The sequence below is a fragment of the Hydrogenophaga taeniospiralis CCUG 15921 genome (assembly GCF_001592305.1).
Taxonomy (GTDB): domain Bacteria; phylum Pseudomonadota; class Gammaproteobacteria; order Burkholderiales; family Burkholderiaceae_C; genus Hydrogenophaga; species Hydrogenophaga taeniospiralis.
In genome coordinates this window covers 261552-283137 of sequence record NZ_BCWR01000001.1, presented here as the reverse complement: position 1 = coordinate 283137, position 21586 = coordinate 261552, and the positions used below count along the sequence as shown (strand labels likewise).

The window sequence follows — 21586 nt, the reverse complement described above, 5'->3', positions numbered from 1 at the left end:
AACCATCACTCAAGGAGTTTTCATGAATCTGCCCCGTTTTATTCAAATCCACACCCTGCACAACTACCCCGGCGCACTGCTGAACCGCGACGATGCGGGCCTGGCCAAGCGCCTGCCTTATGGCGACGCCATACGCACGCGCATTTCGTCTCAGTGCTTGAAGCGCCACTGGCGGGTGGCTGAGGACCATTTTTCGCTGGCGAGCCTGGGTGTGCCCATGGCAGTGCGCTCCAGGGAGACGCTGGACTTGATCCGGAAAAAACTGATTGAAGCGGGCCTCTCTGAGGACTTGGCGCAGTCTGCGGGCGAAGGTCTGCGCGACGGGGGGCTTCTGGACAAGGGCGGAAAAGAATCAAAGGGCAAAGATGCTCTTGAAACTGGGCAGGCCGTTTTGATGGGCTACGCGGAGATTGACTACCTTGTCAAACGCTGCGCGGAACTGGCGCAGGAAAACACCGAGACCAAGGCGTTGAAGACCACCATTGCCAAGTTTCTGAAAGACGAGAAGAAAAATATCGAAGCACTGAAACACGGTAGTGGGCTGGAAGCCGCGCTGTTCGGTCGCATGGTCACTTCTGACGTTCTGGCCAGCCGCGATGCCGCTGTGTACGTGGCACACGCCTTCACGGTGCACGAGGCGCAAGTGGAGAACGACTATTTCACCGTGGTGGACGACTTGCTGCGCGAGGCGGGTGAGCAGGGCTCCGCTGGCATTTTTGATACCGAACTGGCCTCAGGCTTGTACTACGGCTACGTGGTGGTGGACGTGCCGCAACTGATTGCCAACCTGGAAGGTGAGGCAGCTAAAGACTGGGCCACATTGCCCGCCGAAAAGCGAGAGCTTGCGGGTCGTGTGGTGCAGCATCTGTTGCACCTGATCGCCACGGTCAGCCCCGGTGCCAAGCGTGGATCGACAGCGCCGTTTGACTGGGCCAAGTTCATGTTGGTGGAGGTGGGTGACTGGCAACCGCGCAGCCTCGCAGGTGCATTCCAGAATGCCTTGCCGACCGACCACACAGCGCTGCGTGAAACGGCTGTGCAGATGCTGGCGGACGAAATTGGCAAGCTGGACGAGGCCTATGGAGCCACGCTGGATCGGCGCTTCCTGGCCTTGGATACAGTGACCGTCCCCAACGCCGAGCGCCTGCCCCTCAATGACCTTGCAACGTGGGTGCAGGCCTACATCACCCAAGGCGCAGCGCCAGCGCAGGCGGCCTGATATGGCGCGCCATCTGCTGATCAGGTTGTCGTCCCCGCTCATCGCGTTTGGGGGCGAAACCATCGACAACTTCGGTGTCATTCGCGACTTCCCGGCGCTCTCCATGGTCACGGGGTTGATTGCCAATGCCTTGGGCTGGGATCGGGGAGACGACGTGCTGCACAACCGGTTGCAGGAGCGCTTGCGAGTGGGTACCCGACTGGAGACGCAAGCGCAGCAACTGCGTGAATATCAAACGGCAGAGCTGTTTGAAGATGACGCCGGCTGGACAACATTTGGGCAACCAGAGGGGCGAGCAAAGAGTCCTAGCTATTCGATGGCAAAGAACGGGCGGAAGTCCTTGACATTGCAGCGATACCGCGACTACCACGCCGACCTCACGGCCCTTATTGCTTTGCGGCTCGCTCCTGCTGAAGAGTCACCCATGCTGGACGAGGTAGCCCAAGCGCTGGACCAGCCCCAACGTCCACTGTTCATCGGACGCAAACCTTGTCTGCCTGTGGGTCGGCTGGTGGCCGGATGGATTGATGCAGATTCGGTTTTGCAAGCCCTGCAACTCGCGCCATTGACCGGTGGCCTGGAGGGCTTGCGAGCCCAGTGGCCAGATGGCGAGGGGCAGTTGCCGGGTGACCGTTTGGTGGATGTGTGCGATGAACGCAATTGGACCAGCGGTGTGCATGGTGGCTGGCGTCCGGTGCGAGAAGGACTCATCAAGAACGCAGGAAACATGTCATGAGTTTTGACCCTCTGTATTTGCTGCACACCCAGCCCGATCCGCAACGGCTGGCAGCGTGGGCAGCACGACACCGCTTGTTGGACTCGCAAGGCGATCTGGGCTACGCGCTTCACGCGCTGTTGCACGCCGCCTTTGGCGAACATGCGCCTCAGCCATTTCGCTACCTTGATGCCGAACAGGGCTTGTTGGCCTACACCCAACGGAGTGCTGCCGAATTGGCACAGCTTGCTGCTCTGGCTGACCCTGATGCGGCGGCTGCGCTGGGGCTGGGCCAGACATCACGACACGGTGGCATGAACGCGCGGCCGTTCCCAACGCAGTGGGCGACGGGGCATGCACTTGGGTTTGAGGTGCGCGTGCGCCCCATCATTCGCGAAGGAAAGACGGGTCGCGAAAGAGATGCTTTTTTGGCTGCTGTCGAAAAGGCGAGCGATGTCAAGTTGGATCGCAGCGAGGTATATGTGCAGTGGCTGCGTGAGCTGTTCGTCCGGCAGGGCGGTGCAGAACTGATGGACGCCCGTGTGATTCGCTATCAGCAGCTGGGGGTCACGCGAAAGAGCCAGAAGGGGGGCACGGACGATGTGCGCCACAGCCGTCTTGTCAACGGGCCCGATGCGGTGCTGACTGGGCAATTGCGTGTAACCGATCCGCAGGCATTCGCGCAGTTGCTGGCACAAGGGGTCGGGCGACATCGCGCGTTCGGCTTTGGTCTGCTTTTGCTGCGCCCTGCCCGAGGTTGACGTGACCGAGTTGCCCAAGTGCTGAAAGGCCGCCTGGGGCTGGAGACAGCCCGGTTTCCGCACGCTGATCGCCACGGGTTGCTGTGGCTTGAGCGCGGGGAGTTGTGCGTCGTTGACGGTTGCCTGCATTTCATGCGGGGCAGCAACTCTCTGACCCCTCAGATGGATCAGATCCCGCATCAATCGGTGTCCATGATTTTGCTGGGGCCGGGCAGCAGCGTGACGCACGATGCCCTGCGCCTGCTGGCCCGCCACGGCACGCTGATGGCCGCCGTTGGGGTCGACGGTGTGCGTTCCTACACCGCGCCGCCGTTGATGCCGGATCGGTCTGACGTCGCCAGACGGCAGGCCGAGTTGTGGGGTAACCCGCGTCGGCGCGTGAGCGTGGCTCGCCACATGTACGCCTTGCGTCTGGGCGAAATACTGCCGCATCGCGACTTGGACACACTGCGCGGTATCGAAGGCTCCCGCGTGAAGGTCATGTACAAGCTCATGGCTGACAAACACGGCATCGAATGGAATGGCCGCCACTACGACCGGGCCAACCCGATGGCCGCCGACATTCCCAACCAGGCGCTGAACCATGCTGCCACGGCTGTTCAGGCAGCCGCCGCAATTGCTGTGCAGTCGCTGGCGGCGCTACCTCCGCTGGGCTTCATTCATGAGGATTCTGGGCAGTCTTTCGTGCTGGACATCGCTGACTTGTTTCGCGAAGCGGTTACGTTGCAAATCGCTTTTGCCGCAGCCAAACAGGTGACCAAGGGTGCGGAAGATACGGTGGACCGTTTGGTGCGCCGTGAGGCAGCCCAGGTGTTTCGCAAACAGCAAGTCATCCCGTCGATGATCGACAAGATCAAGCAGGTTCTGCGCATGGAGGAGGTCGATGGCGCTGGTGATGATCGTGACGCGTGATGTTGCAGACCGGTTCCACGGTTTTCTTGCCTCGGTCATGCTGGAGGTTGCACCCAATGTGTTTGTCGCACCGCGGATGAACAAGGGTGTGCGTGAACGCACATGGGGTGTTGTTTCCGATTGGTATGACCAAGAACCAAGAGGCAGTCTGGTGATGGTCTGGCGTGATCTGAATGAGGTGGGCGGCATTGGCTTGGCTCATCTTGGAACACCACCCCGCGAGTTGGTCGAGATGGACGGAATGTGGTTGACCCGACGCGGCAAGTCTGAAAACGCTCTTTAAAATTTTGAATGGATTTCATTGTTTTCTCTTACACCTCAACAAGTTAGGTGTGAGAGGTTTCCCCGCGCGAGCGGGGATAGGCCCCCTTCCCACACCACGCGCTCAATCTGCAGAAAGGTTTCCCCGCGCGAGCGGGGATAGGCCGTGCATTCAGTGGCTGGTGGATCGCGAGGTTCGGGTTTCCCCGCGCGAGCGGGGATAGGCCCACACGTTCAGCGATGTAGATCGTCCCGTTCTCGGTTTCCCCGCGCGAGCGGGGATAGGCCCTTCGCCAAGTCCCTGGTCAACACCTTCAAAACGGTTTCCCCGCGCGAGCGGGGATAGGCCCCCGTGCAGCTCGTAAAGCTGTGTCAACGATCTGGTTTCCCCGCGCGAGCGGGGATAGGCCCTCGCCGGCACTCGCGCCCACCAGGGCAGCGCCGGTTTCCCCGCGCGAGCGGGGATAGGCCCTCATCGGCAATTTCAATGCACTCCTGTAAATTGGTTTCCCCGCGCGAGCGGGGATAGGCCCTTCCGGTGCTCCTTCTGGCCGTAGGTCTTCCAGGTTTCCCCGCGCGAGCGGGGATAGGCCCCACCAGCCAGGGCCGTCCTCGCTGGGGTCTGAGGTTTCCCCGCGCGAGCGGGGATAGGCCGCTGCCGAAAAGCAGCAACCGCACGACGCTGAAGGTTTCCCCGCGCGAGCGGGGATAGGCCCTCGTTGGCGGGTTCCCGGCGCACACCACACGCGGTTTCCCCGCGCGAGCGGGGATAGGCCCCCACAAGGATTGACCCATGTCTTCGGAAATCAGGTTTCCCCGCGCGAGCGGGGATAGGCCCCAGAGCACCGAGAAGATCGTTGGCGCGCTTGAGGTTTCCCCGCGCGAGCGGGGATAGGCCCATGCAGCCGATGACGGATGGAGCTTTGACCGCGGTTTCCCCGCGCGAGCGGGGATAGGCCCGCGTGGTCAGGCGGCACCTTTGGCGCGTTCGTGGTTTCCCCGCGCGAGCGGGGATAGGCCCCAAGGGCAACGTGATCAACATCAGCCGCCAGTGGTTTCCCCGCGCGAGCGGGGATAGGCCCCCACCCAGACCGATGCGCGCCTGGTTGCTGGGGGTTTCCCCGCGCGAGCGGGGATAGGCCCACCAGCTCCAGCGGCGCACGCGCGTCGGGCCGGGTTTCCCCGCGCGAGCGGGGATAGGCCCCCGGGCGCGATGGCCAACAGCTCCAGCAGCGCGGTTTCCCCGCGCGAGCGGGGATAGGCCCAAACAGCCTCGCCACGCCGGACACCCTGTTGGGGTTTCCCCGCGCGAGCGGGGATAGGCCGCTGACGTGTGGATCCACGCCGCTTCTCAAAGGGGTTTCCCCGCGCGAGCGGGGATAGGCCGTTTCGAAAAGAGCTTTCGGCCATGGGTATCGTGGTTTCCCCGCGCGAGCGGGGATAGGCCCAGCTCCAGCAGCGCCCAGAACACAACCCCGGCGGTTTCCCCGCGCGAGCGGGGATAGGCCCGTTCTTCCAAATGATTGCCAGGTTGTCCACGGGTTTCCCCGCGCGAGCGGGGATAGGCCCGACCGAGGGAACTGCTGCTGCAGTTCGTCATGGGTTTCCCCGCGCGAGCGGGGATAGGCCCCTCGACCCGCACGGTCATGAGCTTGTAGGCGTGGTTTCCCCGCGCGAGCGGGGATAGGCCCGGGCGACGCTTTTACTTCGCGGTGGTGTACGAGGTTTCCCCGCGCGAGCGGGGATAGGCCCTCACGTCGGCCCGCCTGGGAAACTGACCGAGGGGTTTCCCCGCGCGAGCGGGGATAGGCCCTGTGAGGCGCCGGAGTGGAAGACGGCCACGACGGTTTCCCCGCGCGAGCGGGGATAGGCCCCTCTACAACAAGGGCTACACGCGCGCCGCGCTGGTTTCCCCGCGCGAGCGGGGATAGGCCCCCGCTTTCCTGCAGCCCGATGGCCAGCAGCATGGTTTCCCCGCGCGAGCGGGGATAGGCCCCATCGAGCGACGCCTTGCATGGGCCATCAGCGGGTTTCCCCGCGCGAGCGGGGATAGGCCCACGCGGCCAGTGTCAAAGCAGCGGTCGGCGTGGGTTTCCCCGCGCGAGCGGGGATAGGCCCTCAGCACGAGGCGCCAGGTACAGCGTGGTGCAGGTTTCCCCGCGCGAGCGGGGATAGGCCCACGTCGTAGAGGGCAGCTGCGTTGCTGGCCGAGGTTTCCCCGCGCGAGCGGGGATAGGCCCTCGACACCGCTAAGACCAAGACCATCGAAGCCGGTTTCCCCGCGCGAGCGGGGATAGGCCCATTGCAAAACGTGCGCAAGAACTTCTAGCTGAGGTTTCCCCGCGCGAGCGGGGATAGGCCCGGGTGCGGGATCGAACCGCAATGCCGTTTACGGGTTTCCCCGCGCGAGCGGGGATAGGCCCTGGATGATCTCGTCCCCGAGCACAGCAGGATTGGTTTCCCCGCGCGAGCGGGGATAGGCCCGTCATGTGCACCGGGAAGCGCGTGTGCATCGCGGTTTCCCCGCGCGAGCGGGGATAGGCCCTCTCGCGCACGCCATCGACGGACTTCCGCAGGGGTTTCCCCGCGCGAGCGGGGATAGGCCGTACATGGCGTCGGCCTGGGCGGTGCGCGTGCTGGTTTCCCCGCGCGAGCGGGGATAGGCCCATGTTCAAGACCTACGTGGCGCGCGAGATCGCGGTTTCCCCGCGCGAGCGGGGATAGGCCCTCGGCGGGCGCCGCTGCCGCGATCAACGTTCGGGTTTCCCCGCGCGAGCGGGGATAGGCCGTATGGCTTCCTGTTGTCGAATGGGAAGGTTTAGGTTTCCCCGCGCGAGCGGGGATAGGCCACGGCATGGTTCCGCGACCAATTCGGGCAAGCAGGTTTCCCCGCGCGAGCGGGGATAGGCCCTTGTAGGCCTCAACCGAGCCGCAGTTGCTGAAGGTTTCCCCGCGCGAGCGGGGATAGGCCCTCACTATCGTGCTTCGGACGGCCAGAAACGCAGGTTTCCCCGCGCGAGCGGGGATAGGCCCGAAATAGGTGAAGTGGTACACGTTGGCCGTGGGGTTTCCCCGCGCGAGCGGGGATAGGCCCTTGATGCCGCGCTCATCCTTGTCCGTCACGGGGGTTTCCCCGCGCGAGCGGGGATAGGCCCTCTGGCTCTGCGCAAATTGTCAACGGCATTTGGGTTTCCCCGCGCGAGCGGGGATAGGCCCCAATCGAAGGTGCCGCCACCCATGTCCAGCACGGTTTCCCCGCGCGAGCGGGGATAGGCCCAAGCAGGTCAGCGGCACCGCGAAGATTGACCCGGTTTCCCCGCGCGAGCGGGGATAGGCCCGTAGAGCGGCGGGACAGCGATCCCCACGCACAGGTTTCCCAGCGTGAGCGGGGATAGGCCCATCGTCGCCACCGCCATCGAGTTCGTGGCCGAGGTTTCCCCGCGCGAGCGGGGATAGGCCCCTGCAGATGAGCCTGAACCCGGACGCCGGCAAGGTTTCCCCGCGCGAGCGGGGATAGGCCCAAGTGCACCCAGCCCGATGGCTCGGCGGCCTTGGTTTCCCCGCGCGAGCGAGGATAGGCCCGTCGATCCAGTCGGACTTCATGCAGACGTGACGGTTTCCCCGCGCGAGCGGGGATAGGCCCCAGCGGTAATCCCGCCCATGGTCCGCGCGTTCGGTTTCCCCGCGCGAGCGGGATAGGCCCTGCTGCGATGCAAACGGCAAATGCACCGGTGGGGTTTCCCCGCGCGAGCGGGGATAGACCCGAATGGGCGGGCGAAGAGGTGATCGCCTTCGACGGTTTCCCCGCGCGAGCGGGGATCGGCCTAACTCGGGCAATAACACCGGGTCTTTTCAGGCGATTCCCCCGCGCAAGCGGGGATCACCCGAGATTAGAAATACAAGTGCTGTTTGTCCGTAGATGTCTCCCTCGAACAAGCAAGAACTTCACCCCAATGTCAGACTCCGACCCATTCCCCTAACAACCCAAGGAGACAACCCATGCTCAACGACAACCAGACCCAGGACCTCCAGGCCTTGCTGCCGGGCCAGTCCACCGAACTTGGCGCCACGCGGCGCACCGCCCTCAAGGCCGCCCTGGGCGTGGGCTACGCCGCGGCGACCATGCCCATCATGGCGCAGACGGCGATCAAGACGCCGGCCGACGGCCTGACGGCGGGCGAGGTGACGATCGACGTGAACGGTTTCAAGATGCCGGCCTACCGCGCCGCGCCCGCGGGCAAAACGGGCTTGCCGGTGGTGCTGGTGCTGTCCGAGATTTTTGGGGTGCACGAGTACATCGCCGACACGGCGCGGCGCTTTGCCCAGGCCGGGTATCTGGCGATCGCGCCCGAGCTGTTCGTGCGCCAGGGCGACGCTCAGAGCTACGGTGAAATTGCAAAGCTGATCGCGGAGGTGGTGTCCAAGGTGCCCGACGCGCAGGTGATGGGCGATCTGGACGCGGCGGTGAAATGGGCGGCGGCCAATGGCGGCGATACCCGCAAGCTGGGTGTGACCGGGTTTTGCTGGGGCGGGCGCCATGTCTGGCTCTATGCGGCGCACAACCCGGCGGTCAAGGCGGGCGTGGCCTGGTACGGCCGGCTGGTGGGGCAGGCCAGCGAGCTGAACCCGAAACACCCGGTGGACGTGGCCGCCGGGCTGCATGGGCCGGTGTTGGGGCTGTACGGCGGGGCCGACACCGGCATTCCCCTTGACACGATTGATAAGATGAAGGCCGCCCTGGCGACCGGGAACGCAGCGGCCAAGGCATCGACGTTTGTGGTGTACCCCGAGGCCCCCCACGCGTTCCACGCCGACTACCGGCCGAGTTACCGCAAGGAGCCGGCCGAAGACGGCTGGAAGCGCGCCACGGCCTGGTTCAAGCAGCACGGCGTGGCCTGAACCCCGGCGTGAGAAGATTGACAAGGGCCGCTGACCAGCGGCCCTTTTTCTATGGGTGTGCCCCGCAGGCCCGCGCGGCGCGCCGTTTTTGTGGACTGAGCAGAGCAAGATGATCCTGATAGCGATCCTGATCGGAACCGTCGCCGCTGGCGTGGGCAGCGTCTGGCTGGCGGCTTTTCTGGGCTTTTCCATGCTGGCGCGCTACACCCAGCACATGCTCAGCCTGGCCGCCGGCGCGCTGATGGCCACGGCCTTCATGCACCTGCTGCCCGAGGCGTTCGAGAGCCAGGCCGGCGCGCAAGAGCTGTTTGCCACGCTGCTGGCGGGCCTGGTGTTTTTCTTTCTGCTCGACAAGGCCGAGCTCTGGCACCACGGCCATGAGCACCACCACGGCCATGGTCACGATCATGGGCACGACCACCACCACGAAGCCCCTCACGAAGACCACTCCCACGATCACGGCCACGCGGCGGCGCACGCGGGCCACCCGCACGAGGCGGAGCGGCGCTCGGGCGGCTGGGCGGTGCTCGCGGGCGACAGCGTGCACGCGCTGGGCGACGGCATCCTGATCGCCTCGGCGTTCATGGCCGACATGCGGCTGGGCGTGGTCACGGCGCTGGCGGTGCTGGCCCACGAGGTGCCGCACCACATCGGCGACTTGGTGGTGCTGCGGCTCACCTCGGGCACGCAGCGCGCGGCGCTGGTGAAGGTGTCGCTGGCGGGCACGGTCACGGCTCTGGGCGGGCTGGTGGGCTATTTTCTGCTGTCGCAGCTGGAAGACTTTCTGCCGTACTTCCTGGTGATCGCGTCCAGCAGCTTCATCTACGTGGCGCTGGCCGACCTGATTCCGCAGCTGCAGAAGCGCCTGGGCCTGCGGGAGACGGCGGCGCAGGTGGCCTGGCTGCTGACGGGCATTGCGCTGGTGATGCTGGTGAGCAGCCTGGCTCATTAGAAACACCCCCGCCGCGCTTTGCGCGACCCCCTCAAGGGGGCTGAGGGCCGCGGCTCCAAGCCTGCCTGCGCAGGCTTGGACGGCCCGAAGAAGCCTCGCCTCTGGCGAGGCTGCGGCCTGCAAGGCGCACTGGCCGTCCGGCAAAGCCGGCCCGGCGGTGCCCTTGGCTGGGCTGTTGCTTAGTCCAAGGTCGGACGCCCGAAAGAAAACCAGAAGCTCGCGCCCTTGCCCACCGCGCCTTCGCCGCAGATGTGGCCGCCGTGGCGCTCGATGATGCGGCGCACCGTGGCCAGGCCGATGCCGGTGCCTTCGAACTGCAGGGGCGAGTGCAGCCGGGTGAAGGGCTGAAACAGGCGGTCGGAGTGCGTCATCTCGAACCCGGCGCCGTTGTCGCGCACGCAGAACGTCGGGGCTTCGCCGGGCGGGGCGCTGATCTGTGACAGCTCGATGCGCGGGTGGGCCTGCTGGCGGGTGTATTTCCAGGCGTTGCCGAGCAGGTTTTCCAGCACGATCTGCGCCATGCGGGGGTCGCAATCGGCCACCATGTCCGGCGCGATCACCACCTCCACCTCGCGCCCCGGGTCGCGGTGGCACTCCTGGCGCAACACGTCCCGCGCGAGTTCGCTCAGGTTGACGCTGGTGCGCTGCAGCGTGCCCTGGCTCACCCGCGCCAGCGCCAGCAGGTCGGTGATGAGCCGGTTCATGCGCGCCACGGAGCCCGCCACCCGTTGCAGCATGTCTTCGTCTTCCGGGGTCAGGCGCTCGGCCATTTGCTCCTGCAGCAGGTGCATGAAGCCGTCGATGGAGCGCAGCGGCGCCTTCAGGTCGTGCGAAACCGTGTAGGCGAAGGCGTCGAGCTCGCGGTTGAGGTACTGCAGCTGTTCGGTGCGGGCCGCCACGCGCTGTTCCAGCGTGTCCTGCAGTTTGCAGATTTCGCGGTCGCGCCGCAGCCGCACCAGCTCGGCGTTGCAGCGGCTGGCGAAGATGGTCAGCAGGGCCCGGGTGTCCGCCTCGGGCACTTGTCGGTGGCCCCAGGTGGCGACCAGCAGGCCGATGGCGGTGCCGTCCGGATCGCGCAGGGCCATGCCGGCCAGGGTCTGCACCCGATCCGGGTCGAAGGGCGGGGTGTGCCGGCGCAGGGGTTGGGCGCTGATGTCTTCCACCTGCAGGTCCCGGTGCGGCAGGATGCGCGCGTAGGTGGTCTGCTCCAGGCCCAGCGTCTGGTGGGGCCGCAGCTCGCCGTCTCTCAGCAGGGCGAGGGTGTCGAGCCGCTTGTGGTCGGTGCTGAGCTCGCCGATCACCACCCCATCGGCCCCGACGGCCTGGGCCAGGCGCTCGGCCAGCGAGAGAAAGAAGGCTTCGCCGGTGGCCGACGAGACACCCTGGGCCACGTTCATCAGCAGGGCCCGCTGGCGCTTTTCTTCGGCCACGTTGATGGTGAAGGTGAGTGCGCAGGGCTCGCCATCGAGTTCGATGGATTCGGCCCACATCCGCACCTCCACCACCTCGCCCAGCTTGTTGCGCATGTGGGTTTCGTAGCCCAGCAGGTGGCCGTCCTGGCGCAGTCGCCGGGTGTATTCGTCGCGGTCGGCCGGGCTGAGCCAGATGCCGACCTCCAGCGCGGTCTTGCCCGCGCAGTCGGCCTGGCTGTAGCCCAGCACACGTTCGCTGGCGGGGTTGACCTCCATGTAGCGGCCGTCGGACAGCCGCGTGATGGTCATGCCCAGCGGGCTGAAATTGAACGCCTTGGAGAAACGCTCTTCCGATTTTTTCAGAGCCTGGCGCGCCCGTTCTTCCATGCTGACGTCGATCACCATCACGATGAGCAGGCGCTCGGAGCCGCTGTGCAGCACCTCGGCGTACAGCAGGGCTTCGAACAGGCTGGCATCGCGCCGCCGCCCCAGGGCCCGCATGCCGCGCACGCGGCCATGGGCCTTGAGCATCGCGCGGAAGGCCTCGCTCTCGGCGGGCTTGGCCCAGAGAAGAGGAGGGGGCTGACCGATCATTTCCTGGCGGCTGAAACCGCTCATGTCGGCATACGCGTCGTTGACGTCCACCACCAGACGGCTGCCGAGCGACTGCACCAGGCAGGCGGCCGGGTTGCCACGAAACAGGGCCCTGAAGCGCTCTTCGCTGGCGCGCAGATCGGCTTCGGCCGCAAGGGTCTGGTTCAGGCTGTGCGCCAGGCGGCGGTAGGCCTTCATGAGGCGGAAGCGCCCGAAGAACACGCTCACCAGAATGGTGGAAATCACCGAGGTGTGCACCAGCCAGACCGCCCAGCCCATGCGCATGGAGCCGGGCACGAAGATGCCGCGCTGCTCCAGCCAGTTGAACAGGCCCAGCACGGTGATGCAGTAGATGCCCACGGCGATCATGCCGCGGCGCGGCAGGAAGCTGCCGGCCAGCACCACGGTCGCCATCATGGCGGTCACCGCGCTGCTGCGCACGCTGCCGTCCAGTGCCGTGGCCAGTGTGGTGCCCAGCAGCATGCTGCCGATCAGCGCATCGGCCACCAGCCGTATCCGGCCGTGGCGAAACGGCAGCCACAGCGCCCAGAGAACGACGGAGAGCAGCGCGATCACCACGACCACGCGGGACGCGCCGTCGCGCAGGAACACGGCGCCCGCGATCGCGGGCGCGGCCACGCTCAGGGTCAGCAGCAGCGCGCGCACCGCCTGCTCCTGGTGGCGTTCGATCACGCCCGTCTGCCCGGGGGCCAGCGGGTCGTCGGCGAAGATGGAGTTTTCCATGGGAGGGCCTATGGCTAGGCCGCAGCGGGCGGCGGTGGGGCTGGGGAGTTCACCGGCCCGGCGCCGGCCGCCAGCGTGAAATGGAACACCGCGCCCTGGCCCGGTGCCGAGGCGCCGCTGATGCTGCCGCCGTGGCGCTCCACGATGCGGCGCACGGTGGCCAGCCCGATGCCGGCGCCCTCGAACTCGCTGGGCATGTGCAGGCGCTGGAAGGGTTTGAACAGCTTGTCCGCGTAGGCCATGTCGAAGCCCGCGCCGTTGTCGCGCACGAAGAAGGCCTGCGCGGAGGGCTCGTGGTCGGGCAGGCGGCCGAATGCGATGTGGGTGTCGGCCTGGTCGCGCGAGTATTTGACGGCATTGCCCAGCAGGTTCTCCAGCGCGATGCGCGCCAGCCGCGCGTCGCACTCGCAGTGCAGCCCGGGTTCGATGTCCCAGCGGATGCTGCGCAGCGGCTGGCGGCTGCGCTCGAACTCCAGGATGCACTGCGCCATGTCGCTCAGGTCCACCCGCTCGCGCCGCAGCGTGCTCTGGCTGATGCGCGCCAGCGCCAGCAGGTCGGCGATCAGCTGGCTCATGCGCCGGGTGGAGGCGAGCACGCGCTGGAGCAGCTGTTGTTCGTCCGGTTTCAGGCGGTCGTGCAGTTGTTCCGTGAGCAGCTGCGTGAAGCCGTCGATGGCCCGCAGAGGCGACTTCAGGTCGTGCGACACGGAGTAGGCGAACGAGTCGAGTTCGGCGTTGAGCTTGCGCAGTTCGGCGGTGCGTTCGCGCACGCGCTGCTCCAGCGTTTCGTTCAGTCGCTGGATCTCGCGGTCGCGGCGCAGGCGCACCAGTTCGGCGCCGGCGCGGCTGGCAAAGATGGAGAACAGTGCCTCGGTCTCGGGCGTCATCTCGATGGGGCGTGTCCACAGCGCGTTGATGACGCCAAAGGGGGTGCCGTCGGCGTCGCACAGCGACTGCCCCACATAGGCCTGAAAGCCGGCCTGCGCCAGCGGGGCGTAGTGGGGGAAGTGCCAGGCGAGGTCGTGGGTGTGGACCACCAGGCCGGGCTGGTCGATCGCTTGGCCACAGGGCACGTGGTCGATGGGAAAGCTGAAATTGGGGCTTTCGGTTCCACCGCGCGAGACCGCGAGCGTGCGCACCCGCCGTTGCGGGCCCAGTTCGCCCACCATGACCATGTCGGCCCCCAGCGCCTGGGCCATGTAGCGGGTGAGTTCGCTGAAGAAAGCTTCGCCGGTGTGCCCCGACACACCGCGCGCGATGGAGAGCAGCTGCGCTTCGCGCAGCTTTTCCGCGCTGGTGTCGACCGTGCACGACAGCATGCATTCTTCGCCGTCGATCTCGATGAGTTCGGCCCAGAGCCGGGCATCGGCCATGCTGCCGTCCTTGCGCCGCACGCGGATGTCGTACCCATGCACGTGCCCTTCGCGGCGCAGCTGCTCCACGAAGGCAGCACGCTCGTCGGCGCTGGACCAGGCGCCGGTCTCCAGCGACGTCCGGCCCTTGAGTTCGTCGCTGCGGTAGCCCTGCAGGCTGTCCCGGGACACGTTGGCCTCCAGGTAGGTGCCGTCCGAGAGGCGGGTGATGGCCATGTTCAGGGGGCTGAAGTTGAAAGCCTTGGCGAAGCGCTCTTCGGAGCGGCGCAGGCGCTCGGTCGCCTGGGTCTGCAGGCTGATGTCGGCCACCGTGGTGATGATCAGCTTGTCTTCGGCGTCGTTGCCCATCTCGGAGGAAATCAGGGCGTCGAAGGTGCTGCCGTCGGCCCGCAGACCGGTGACGGGTTGTTCCGTCAAGCGGCGCAGCACGAACAGGCGCCGCGCATGGTCTTCCCGCTCGGGCGGGTTGCCCCAGAGAAAGTGGTCGGTGCGCCCCAGGGCCTGCTCGCGGGTGTAGCCGTAGCAGCGCTCAAACGCGGGGTTCACGTCCAGGATCAAGCCGGTGCGGGCCGACAGGGCGATCATGGGGCTGGGGTTGGTGCTGAAGATGAGCGCGAAGCGTTCCAGGCTGCGGTCGCGTTCCTGTTCGGTGCGCTTGCGCAGTTCCAGTTCGTGCATCTGCCGGTCGAAGGCCTGGCGTGCACGCATCCGGCTGTAGAACACCATGATGCCCACCAGCACCAGGGTGGTCGAGTGGGTGAGCCAGACGCTGAGGCCCACCTCGAAGCCGGACGGGTGCAGCCAGCCCCGCGTTTCGGCGTAGCTCAGCAGCCCGAGCGCCGCCACGCTGAAGGCGACCGAACCCACCAGGGCCGCGCGCCCGAGAAAGATGCCCGCGCCAGCGACCGCGGCAACGAACAGCACCACCCCGGCGGTGCGCACGGAGCCGTAGGCCAGCACCGCGAAGACCGCCGAGAGCAGCACCGCGAACACCAGAACATGCGCCACGTAGCGCGTGTAGCCCCGGCGCAGCATGAGCAGAGCGCCCCAGCCGGTGAGCGCGATCACGGTCGGTGCGATGACTTCCTGCGGGTGGGACGTGTTCAGGTAGACCAGCGGGGCGACCACGGTGGCGACTGCGCCGATCAGCAGCGAGATTCTCTGCAGGGTGGCCGGTCGGGACGCGCTGTCGGCGTCGGTGGGCTGCGATGGGCTGGGGTGGGACACGGGTCGGCTCGGGTGGGGGCGCCGCGGTGGGTTCGGGGTTCGTGTTCCAGGCGGGCGCCGTCGGACCCCTGTTGTATCGGCGGATCAGGCAGGGACTTGACTGCGCGCGCAGGGCACGCCGGGCGTGTTGCACCACTCGCTCCAGCTGCCGGGGTAGAGCCGGGCCGTGCCCAGGCCCGCGACCTCCATGGCCAGCAGGTTGGGGATGGCGCTGACGCCGCTGCCGCAGTGGTGCACCACCGTGGCGGGGTCGCGCTGGCCGAGCAGCGCACGGAACTCGGCGCGCAGCTGCTCCGCGGGCTTGAACCGGCCGTCGGGCCCCAGGTTCTCGCTGAACGGTCGGTTCAGGGCGCCCGGGATGTGGCCGGCCACCGGGTCGAGCGGCTCGACCTCGCCCCGGAAGCGGGCGTTGGCCCGCGCGTCGATCAGGGTCAGGCCGGGCTCGCCGATGCGGGAGGCGATCTCGCGGGTGGAGGCGGTGCCCACCCGGGCCGGGCCCAGCGGGTAGGCCGCCGCTTCGTCGGGCAGGGCCGGGCCGGGGCCGCTGTCTGTGGCGCCGCCGGCCTCCAGCCAGGCCTGCAGGCCGCCGTCGAGCACGGCCACCGCTTCGTGGCCGCACCATTTGAGCATCCACCACAGGCGGCCACAGTAGTTGGCGCCCTGGCGGTCGTACACGATCGCCTGCACGCCAGGCGTGAGGCCGGTGCGGCCCAGCCAGCGGGCCAGGCGCTCGCGCGAGGGCAGGGGGTGTCGCCCGCCGCTGGCGCGGTCGGGGCCGGCCTTGTCGCTCAGGTGGGTGTCCAGGTCGGCGTGGATGGCGCCCGCGATGTGGCGGGTTTCGTATTGCGCGCGCCCGGCCTGCGGGTCCATGAGGTCGAAGCTGCAGTCGTAGATGCGCAGCGGCGCGCCGCTGTCCATCAGCCGTTGAAGTTCGGGGGCAGAGATCAGGGTGGAATGCATCGGCCCATTGTGCGGCAGCCACACCGTCTTGACGATGCCGACCCTGCGCCGCATCCTGCCGCGGCGTGCAGGGTTTCACGGCCTCAGTGTTCTTCTGCGGGGGCGTTGGGCACCGCGCGCGTGCGCAGCACGGTGGCGGTGATGCCGCTGACGATGATCAGCCCCATGCCCAGCCAGCCGATCAGGGGCAGCCGGTCACCGAACACGGTGAGGCTGTACAGGCCGGCGAAGACGATGCCCGAGTACTGCAGGTTGGCCACCACCAGAGTTGCACCGCTGGCGTAGGCGCGCGTCATGCACAGCTGCCCGAGCACCGCGAGCAGACCAATGGGCAGCAGCCACAGCGCGCTCGGCCAGTGCCAGGCGCTCACCCCGGTGAACACCATGCCCAGCGCGCCGGCGAGCACCGCGCCGATGGAGAAATAGAACACCGTGCGGCTCTCGGGCTCGCCCAGGCGAGAGAGCGCCGTCACCTGCAGGTAGGCAAAGGCCGCGAAGATGCCCGAGAGCAGCCCGACCAGGGCGCCGAGCACCTGGTCCTGGGCCAGCGTGGGGCGCAGCATCATGGCCACGCCGCCGAAGCCGGCGAGCACCGCCAGGAACAGCGGTCCTTGTTGTTTGATGGGTGCGTTGCGGCCCTGCATCAACAGCGCGCCGCCGAGCAGGAAGGTGGCGATCCAGACGCTGCTCATGTAGTTCAGCGTCATGGCGGTGGCCAGGGGCAGCGTGGCGATGGCGTAGAACCAGGCGGTGAGCGAGATCACGCCCACCACGCTGCGCCAGACATGCATCATGGGCACCTGGGTGCGCAACGAAACGCCGCGCAGGCGGGTGAGGCCGATCAGGAACACCACTCCCACCATGCCCCGGTAGCACACGATCTCGAAGCTGTTGAAGTGCACCGACGCGAACTTGATGCACACGCCCATGGTGGCGAAGAGCAGCGAGGCCAGCAGCATCCACAGGGCTTGCACGCGGATGCTCACTCCGTTCGCATTCGCGACCTGTACCACTCGTGGAAATGCTGCATGCCGTCTTCCATCGGGCTCTGGTAGGGACCGACCTCGTTGTCGCCGCGCAGCAGCAGGGCCTTGCGGCCTGCGTCCATGCGTTCGCCGATCTCGTCGTCTTCGATGCAGGTTTCCATGTAGGCCGCCTGCTGGGCCTCGACGAATTCGCGCTCGAAGGCGGCGATTTCCTCGGGGTAATAGAACTCCACCATGTTGAGCGTCTTGTCCACGCTGACCGGGTGCAGGGTGGAGACGGTCAGCACGTGGGGGTACCACTCGACCATGATGTGGGGGTAGTAGGTCAGCCAGATCGCGCCGTGTTCGGGCGCCGCGCCGTTGCGGTACTGCATGAGCTGTTGCTGCCAGCGCTGGTAGACCGGACTGCCGGCCTTGCCCAGCAGGTTGGCCGCGCCCACGGTCTGCACCGAGTACTCGGGCTTGAATTCCCAGCGCAAGTCATCGCAGGTGACGAAGCCGCCCAGGCCGGGGTGGAACGGGACGACGTGGTAGTCCTCCAGATAGACCTCGATGAAGGTCTTCCAGTTGTAGTTGCACTCGTGCAGCTCGACGTGGTCCAGCACCATGCCCTCGAAATTGAGCGCCGCGCGCGGGCCCATGTTCGCCAGGTCGGCCTCGATGTCGCGGCCGTTGTCTTCGAACAGCAGGCCGTTCCATGAACGCAGCGGGTAGTTCTTCAGGTCGAGGCAGGGGTCGTGCTCGAAATGCGGTGCCCCCAGCAGGCCGCCGGCCTTGCCGCCCCGGCCGCCGCTGTAGGTCCAGCGGTGCAGTGGGCAGACGATGTTGCCCCCGGCGCTGCCGCTGCGGTTGTCACCCAGGTTGCCGCGACCCTTGAGCATGACGGCCTGGCGGTGGCGGCAGACGTTGGACACCAGTTCCACGCCGGCATCGGTGCGCACCAGTGCCCGGCCACCCGCTTCCTGGGGCAGGGCGTGGTAGTCGCCTCGGTGGGGTACCGCGAGCTCGTGCCCCACATAGCGGGGGCCTCGCTGGAAGAGGGTTTCCAGTTCGCGCTGGAACAGCGCCTGGTCGAAATAGCTGGAAACCGGGAGTTGGCTTCTGGCCTGCTGGAGTTGAAGACTTAAATCAGACATGGTGGTCTTGACCTAGAGACTCCCCCTATGAAGGGGCAGGGTAAGCGCTGGTCGAAAATCGAATTCGCGCGGGATGGGTGGAGTGGTGCGTCCCTCCGGACAGGGGCTGTCCGTCAGTGATGAAAAAGGAGGCGGATTGTACCCCGGGGGGGTCGACCGTGCCCCCGCTGGCGTCGGGGTGCTGGTGCGCCTGCGGCTGCTTCGGGGGGCGCGGGGCTAAAATCCGCGATTCGGTGGGCTGGCCGGCCAGGTGCGCGGCGCGCACCCCGTTGGTGCCGGCCGTGGCCCGTTCCCCGCGGGCGCCCCTGATTGGTTTTGCAACTGCTCCATGACCTCACCCTCCACCCCCAAGAAGACCCCGCCATCGGCCCGCGCCGGTGCGGCCAGTGACGTGGCCGCCAGCTACGAAGCCGCGCTGGAAGAACTGGAACAGCTGGTGGCCCAGCTCGACGCCGGCCAGTTGCCCCTGGACCAGCTGCTCACGCGCTACCAGCGCGGGGCCGAACTGCTTGCTTTTTGCCGCAGCCGGCTCGAAGCGGTGGAAAACCAGATCAAGGTTCTGGAAGGTGGTGAACTCAAACCCTGGGACGCCGCTTGAACACCTTGCTTTCAGACACCCTCGGTTTTGTTGCCTGGCGCGAAGCGCAGCAGGCGGCGGTGGAACACGCGCTGTCGGGCTGGGTGCCGCTGGACGCGCCCGCTGGTCTGGGCGAGGCCATGCGCTACGCCGTGCTTGACGGCGGCAAACGCCTGCGTCCCTTGCTGGTGCTGGCCACCAGCGCTGCCGTGAACGGCGCGCCGGGCGCCGCGATGCGCGCGGCCTGCGCGGTGGAGCTGATCCACGCCTATTCGCTGGTGCACGACGACATGCCCTGCATGGACAACGACGTGCTGCGCCGGGGCAAGCCCACGGTGCATGTGAAGTTTGGCGAGGCACAGGCCCTGCTCGCGGGCGATGCCTTGCAGGCCCTGGCGTTTGAACTGCTGGTGCCGGGCGACGGCAGCCTGGAGGCGGACATGTCGGTCGCCTTGTGCCGATTGCTCGCGCTCTCTGCCGGTGCCGCTGGCATGGCCGGTGGCCAGGCCGTGGATCTGGCCAGTGTCGGTGTGGCGCTGGACCAGGCCGCGCTGGAGGCCATGCATCGGCAGAAAACCGGTGCCCTGCTGCAGGCCAGCGTCATGATGGGCGCCGCCACCGGACAGACCTCCGAGGCCACCCGCGCGCAACTGGCCCGGTACGGTGCCAGCCTGGGCCTGGCGTTCCAGGTGGTGGACGACATCCTCGATGTGACCGCCGATTCGGCCACCCTGGGCAAGACTGCGGGCAAGGACGCCGCTTGCGACAAGCCCACCTTTGTTTCCCTGATGGGCCTGGACCAGGCGCAGGCCTACGCGGACCGCGTGCTGGACCAGGCGCACGAAGCGCTGCGCCACAGCGATCTGACCCACACCGACACGCTGCACGCCCTGGCCGACTGGGTGGGCCGCCGTGCCCACTGATCCCCGTCCCTCAAGAGACCCAAGCGACAACCCCATGAGCCCATTGCTGCCCACCATCGAGTCGCCCGCGGATCTGCGGCGCCTCTCGCGCACCCAGTTGCAACCCCTGGCCAATGAGTTGCGGACGTTCGTGCTGGAGAGCGTGGCGCGCACCGGCGGCCACCTCAGCTCCAACCTGGGCACGGTGGAGCTCACCGTGGCGCTGCACTACGTGTTCAACACCCCCGAAGACCGCCTGGTCTGGGACGTGGGCCACCAGACCTACCCGCACAAGATCCTCACCGGTCGTCGTGACCGCATGCACAGCCTGCGCCAGCAGGGCGGCATCAGCGGTTTTCCGCGCCGCGAGGAAAGCGAATACGACACCTTCGGCACGGCGCATTCGTCCACCAGCATCTCGGCCGCGCTGGGCATGGCGCTGGCCTCGAAGATCAAAGGCGAGAAGCGCCATTCCGTGGCCATCATCGGCGACGGTGCCATGACGGCGGGCATGGCCTTCGAGGCGCTGAACAACGCGGGCGTGGCCGAGGGCCGGCTGCTGGTGGTGCTCAACGACAACGACATGTCGATCTCGCCGCCGGTGGGCGCGCTCAACCGCTACCTGGCCCAGCTCATGAGCGGCCAGTTCTACGCCGCGGCAAAAAACGTGGGCAAGCAGGTGTTGCGCGGCGCGCCACCGCTGTTCGAGCTGGCCAAACGCCTGGAAGAGCACGCCAAGGGCATGGTGGTGCCGGCCACGCTGTTCGAGAAATTCGGCTTCAACTACATCGGCCCGATCGACGGCCACGACCTCGACTCGCTCATTCCCACGCTGGAGAACATCCGCCACCTGCTGGAGACCGACAGCGGCCCGCAGTTCCTGCACGTGGTCACCAAGAAGGGCCAGGGCTACAAGCTGGCCGAAGCCGACCCGGTGGCCTACCACGGCCCGGGCAAGTTCGACCCGGCGGTCGGCCTCACCAAGCCCGCGACGCCGCCCAAGACCACCTTCACCCAGGTGTTTGGCCAATGGCTGTGCGACATGGCCGAAGCCGATCCACGCCTGGTCGGCATCACGCCGGCCATGCGCGAGGGCTCGGGCATGGTCGAGTTCGAGCGCCGTTTCCCGGCCCGCTATTTCGACGTCGGCATCGCCGAGCAGCACGCGGTCACCTTCGCCGCGGGCCTGGCTTGCGAGGGCATGAAGCCGGTGGTGGCGATCTATTCCACCTTCCTGCAGCGCGCCTACGACCAGTTGATCCACGACGTGGCCCTGCAGAACCTGCCGGTGGTGTTCGCGCTGGACCGCGCCGGCCTGGTGGGGGCCGATGGCGCCACCCACGCGGGCGCCTACGACATCGCGTTCCTGCGCTGTATCCCCAACATGGCCGTGGCCTGTCCGTCCGACGAAGCCGAATGCCGCCAGTTGCTCAGCACCGCGTTTGAACAGGACCACCCGGTGGCCGTGCGCTACCCGCGTGGTGCGGGCGTTGGCGCGGTGCAGCCCAGCGGGCTGGAGGCGTTGCCCTACGGCCGCGGCGAATGGACCCACAAGGGTCGCGGCGTGGCGATCCTGGCGTTCGGCACCCTGCTGCACCCGGCGCTGGCGGCGGCACAACGCCTGGGGGCGAGCGTGGCCAACATGCGCTGGGCCAAACCGCTGGACCTGGATCTGTTGCGTGAACTCGCGAATTCGCACCAGGCGCTGGTGACGGTCGAGGAGGGGTGCCTGCAGGGTGGGGCCGGCAGCGCCGTGCTCGAAGCCCTGCAAGCCGAGGGCCTGACGCTGCCGGTGCTGCAACTGGGGCTGCCCGACGAATTCGTCGAACATGGCGACCCGGCCAGGCTGCTGGCCATGCTGGGGCTGGACGCCACCGGCATCGAGCGCTCGGTGCGCGAACGTTTCGCGGACCTGCTCGATGTTGCGCCGGGTCTGAAGGTGGCGGCCTGAAGGTT

At 67.1% G+C, this 21586-nt stretch carries 15 protein-coding genes and 1 CRISPR repeat array; of the genes, 10 read left to right on the top strand and 5 right to left on the bottom strand.

What is annotated here, in order from left to right; genetic code table 11:
* Positions 1 to 22 precede the first annotated feature (22 nt).
* The 7 genes from cas7e (at position 23) to HTA01S_RS01270 (ending at position 9719) form a co-directional block, all read left to right on the top strand.
* Complete coding sequence (cas7e, locus tag HTA01S_RS01295; protein ID WP_068166690.1) at positions 23 to 1219, top strand: type I-E CRISPR-associated protein Cas7/Cse4/CasC; 1197 nt, start codon at positions 23 to 25, stop codon at positions 1217 to 1219.
* Between the two features lies 1 nt (position 1220).
* On the top strand, positions 1221 to 1955 hold the full coding sequence (gene cas5e / locus HTA01S_RS01290) for a type I-E CRISPR-associated protein Cas5/CasD (RefSeq protein ID WP_068166687.1): 735 nt from the start codon (positions 1221 to 1223) through the stop codon (positions 1953 to 1955).
* Positions 1952 to 2695, top strand: coding sequence for a type I-E CRISPR-associated protein Cas6/Cse3/CasE (gene cas6e / locus HTA01S_RS01285; protein ID WP_068166685.1), 744 nt, complete (start codon positions 1952 to 1954; stop codon positions 2693 to 2695). The genes cas5e and cas6e overlap by 4 nt, the downstream gene beginning before the upstream one ends.
* An 18-nt stretch (positions 2696 to 2713) precedes the next feature.
* Complete coding sequence (gene cas1e, locus HTA01S_RS01280) at positions 2714 to 3607, top strand: type I-E CRISPR-associated endonuclease Cas1e (RefSeq protein WP_068166680.1); 894 nt, start codon at positions 2714 to 2716, stop codon at positions 3605 to 3607.
* Entirely contained in the window at positions 3579 to 3890 is a 312-nt protein-coding gene (cas2e, locus tag HTA01S_RS24480; protein WP_084235755.1) for a type I-E CRISPR-associated endoribonuclease Cas2e, read from the top strand. Before cas1e ends, cas2e begins: the two co-directional genes overlap by 29 nt.
* A 55-nt stretch (positions 3891 to 3945) precedes the next feature.
* Positions 3946 to 7511: a CRISPR direct-repeat array (repeat unit 29 nt; unit sequence GGTTTCCCCGCGCGAGCGGGGATAGGCCC).
* Positions 7512 to 7867: 356 nt separating this feature from the next.
* Positions 7868 to 8767, top strand: coding sequence for a dienelactone hydrolase family protein (locus tag HTA01S_RS01275; protein ID WP_068166678.1), 900 nt, complete (start codon positions 7868 to 7870; stop codon positions 8765 to 8767).
* 109 nt (positions 8768 to 8876) lie between these two features.
* Complete coding sequence (locus HTA01S_RS01270; RefSeq protein WP_068166673.1) at positions 8877 to 9719, top strand: ZIP family metal transporter; 843 nt, start codon at positions 8877 to 8879, stop codon at positions 9717 to 9719.
* A gap of 179 nt (positions 9720 to 9898) precedes the next feature.
* On the opposite strand, the gene HTA01S_RS01265 is transcribed toward HTA01S_RS01270, so the two are convergent.
* The 5 genes from HTA01S_RS01265 to HTA01S_RS01245 all read right to left on the bottom strand — a co-directional run bounded on the left by HTA01S_RS01265 (position 9899) and on the right by HTA01S_RS01245 (position 18151).
* Positions 9899 to 12469 carry a PAS domain-containing sensor histidine kinase gene (locus tag HTA01S_RS01265; protein ID WP_068166670.1) on the bottom strand — a complete coding sequence of 857 codons (2571 nt, stop codon included), beginning with the start codon at positions 12467 to 12469 and terminating at the stop codon, positions 9899 to 9901.
* A gap of 14 nt (positions 12470 to 12483) precedes the next feature.
* Entirely contained in the window at positions 12484 to 15069 is a 2586-nt protein-coding gene (locus HTA01S_RS01260; protein ID WP_068166667.1) for a PAS domain S-box protein, read from the bottom strand.
* A gap of 84 nt (positions 15070 to 15153) precedes the next feature.
* Positions 15154 to 16029, bottom strand: a complete 876-nt coding sequence (locus HTA01S_RS01255; protein ID WP_068167099.1) for a sulfurtransferase — start codon at positions 16027 to 16029, stop codon at positions 15154 to 15156.
* 83 nt (positions 16030 to 16112) lie between these two features.
* Positions 16113 to 17003: a DMT family transporter gene (locus tag HTA01S_RS01250; RefSeq protein ID WP_068167098.1), complete on the bottom strand. Its 891-nt coding sequence runs from the start codon at positions 17001 to 17003 to the stop codon at positions 16113 to 16115.
* 8 nt (positions 17004 to 17011) lie between these two features.
* On the bottom strand, positions 17012 to 18151 hold the full coding sequence (locus HTA01S_RS01245) for an aromatic ring-hydroxylating oxygenase subunit alpha (protein WP_068166665.1): 1140 nt from the start codon (positions 18149 to 18151) through the stop codon (positions 17012 to 17014).
* 328 nt (positions 18152 to 18479) lie between these two features.
* Here HTA01S_RS01245 and xseB point away from each other — a divergent pair, with 328 nt between their 5' ends.
* The 3 genes from xseB to dxs are packed head-to-tail and all read left to right on the top strand — an operon-like array spanning position 18480 to position 21581.
* Positions 18480 to 18749 (top strand): exodeoxyribonuclease VII small subunit, encoded by a 270-nt coding sequence (gene xseB / locus HTA01S_RS01240; RefSeq protein ID WP_068166663.1) that lies wholly within the window; start codon positions 18480 to 18482, stop codon positions 18747 to 18749.
* Positions 18746 to 19651 carry a polyprenyl synthetase family protein gene (locus HTA01S_RS01235; RefSeq protein WP_407656085.1) on the top strand — a complete coding sequence of 302 codons (906 nt, stop codon included), beginning with the start codon at positions 18746 to 18748 and terminating at the stop codon, positions 19649 to 19651. Before xseB ends, HTA01S_RS01235 begins: the two co-directional genes overlap by 4 nt.
* 34 nt (positions 19652 to 19685) lie before the next feature.
* Positions 19686 to 21581, top strand: a complete 1896-nt coding sequence (gene dxs / locus HTA01S_RS01230; RefSeq protein WP_068166662.1) for a 1-deoxy-D-xylulose-5-phosphate synthase — start codon at positions 19686 to 19688, stop codon at positions 21579 to 21581.
* The last annotated feature ends 5 nt before the right edge of the window (positions 21582 to 21586 follow it).